A 2,126-nucleotide genomic window follows, 5' to 3' on the forward strand; every position below is an offset into this window, starting at 1 on the left:
CCGTTGCATTGTAGACTTCTTGCGTGTCTGGTTTACCAGAACCTATATGCAATGTTTGGTAATGATCTTCTGTTGGTTTCTCAAAAACAATGGAGCTGTTATCGAGATTAAGCACAGAAACATCAGAACGAGATCTTTGAGCGATATCAAGGAGATTGCTATCAGCATCTTTTTCGTTTTTGCTAATTTTCAACGTCCATTTTGTATTGTTTTTCAGATCAAAACGTACATTTCTGTCTTTAGCAATATTCGCTCTGCCTTCTAAAGTAGACTGATCAGCGCTTAAGGTGAAGGTGCCATTGGAGATGGCGTTTGCACCGACATAGTCCCAAAGCTCTTTGTCTTTCCAATAAACGCCTTTTCCTAATAAAACATCGGCATGGATTTCTGAATTTTTGATATTGGCTGTACCAATTGATAGGTCTGCATTGTTTTCGATATCGTTGTCAGTGAAAGCTCCGATAAGAATTCCAGCACCATTTTCTACGTGGATATCTGCATTAGTCACATTGATTTCATTGCTTTGACGTTTTTGCGGATAATTTTGATCTGTGTAGAAGAGAGACATGATTTGCAAACCACCGATTTGTGCTGTTGCAGAAATATCCTTGACATCGATATGTCCACCGTTTTCTGTATACAATGCAGCTTGTTTTCCAAATACTGTTCCGCCTGTCATTGTGATTTGGGATTGTGGATCGCTTGCATGTAATCCACTACCATCAGATGCGTTAATTTTAGCATTGTCTTTTATGATAATGGTGCCGCCACTCTCAGCAGATACCCCTGAGGTTTTTACATTAAATTCTCCCCCTGATACGTTTATTTGAGAATTAACAGCGGAGGCTATGCCTATATTGGCTTGAGTAACTGTTACATTTTTTAAAGTAAGTTTGTTGTTATGGGTGGACATTACCCCTAAGAGTTGTTGGTCATCGTCTTTACCACTTGATATTTTCACATTTTCTAGCTTATTTTCTTCGCTGTTTTCGTCGCCGAAGAGAGCACCCATTGCAATAGCCGTAATAGAACCTCCAGTCATCTTGATTGTAGCTTTTTTGTATGCCATAAGCCCTGTTGAAACATCCTTAATCGTTGTATTATGTAATTCAATCATGCTTCCAGAGTCATCGGCGCGTGCACCATCTTCGGTGCCATCTGTCGATGTTATAGTAATACCATTGACATCAATATGTCCGCCGTTTTCGGCAAACAATGCGCTTACACCCCGTCCGCTTACTGTTCCTCCAGTCATTGTGATCTTGGATTTTGAACCATCAGCATGGAGTCCATAAGCACTGGATGTTGTAATCTCAGTCTTGTTGTCGATAGTAACCGTGCTGCCATTTGAAGCATATATTCCATCAGTTTTTCCATCAAATGATCCTCCAGAGATTGTTATTGTCGAGTGATCATCTGCCTTTAGAGCAGAGAAGGCATGCATAACAGTTACATTTTTTAAGGTGAGCGTGCTTCCCTTGGTAACTATTCCTGAGAGTAATTGCAGTCCATCTTTATCTAAGTCTGATATCACCACGTCTTTTAGCATGTTTTCGCTGCTATTCGTGTTATTAAAAGAAGCGCCAACAGAGGCAGCTGCAATGGAACCTCCAATCATTTTGATTGTAGCTCCGTCTTTGGCTTCAAGACCGCGGAAAATCTCAGAATCAAGTTTTGGGATAATTCTACTATCCTGTAATTCAATTACACTGTTAACACCTTCAGCTGTTACAGCGTATACATCGTAATGGACTGGGTGGTTTATCGTTAAATTCTTGCCAATGATTTTGCCACCGTCTTTTGCGTGAATAGTTTCGTAGGTTTTATCGGATACTTCTTGTTGTTTTCCCCCAGAAACTACGAGGGTTTCAGCATGTGCACTGAACTGGATGTTGAACAGGATGATAGCGGCTGCAGCTGTGCATGATAAAAGGGATGTTTTATACACTAGTATTCTCCTTATGATAGCCCCCAAATATTCATTTCCCCGCGAACTTCATAAGAAGAAGTGAAAATGGATAGTTGTTATTAATTTCAGTAATTGTCTTTATTTGGTAAGACATTTTTGGTTTTTTGTCAAAATTAAAAAATAATTGATATTAATTATGTATAATACAAAATGTATT

General features: G+C 39.2%; 1 pseudogene. It reads right to left on the reverse strand.

What is annotated here, in order from left to right:
- Positions 1-1,948, reverse strand: a pseudogene (locus tag ACFINR_RS09175) (right-handed parallel beta-helix repeat-containing protein); the annotation flags it as partial.
- Positions 1,949-2,126 lie beyond the last annotated feature (178 nt).

The sequence above is a fragment of the Bartonella sp. AP19HLJMH genome (assembly GCF_042196245.1).
Classification (GTDB): domain Bacteria; phylum Pseudomonadota; class Alphaproteobacteria; order Rhizobiales; family Rhizobiaceae; genus Bartonella.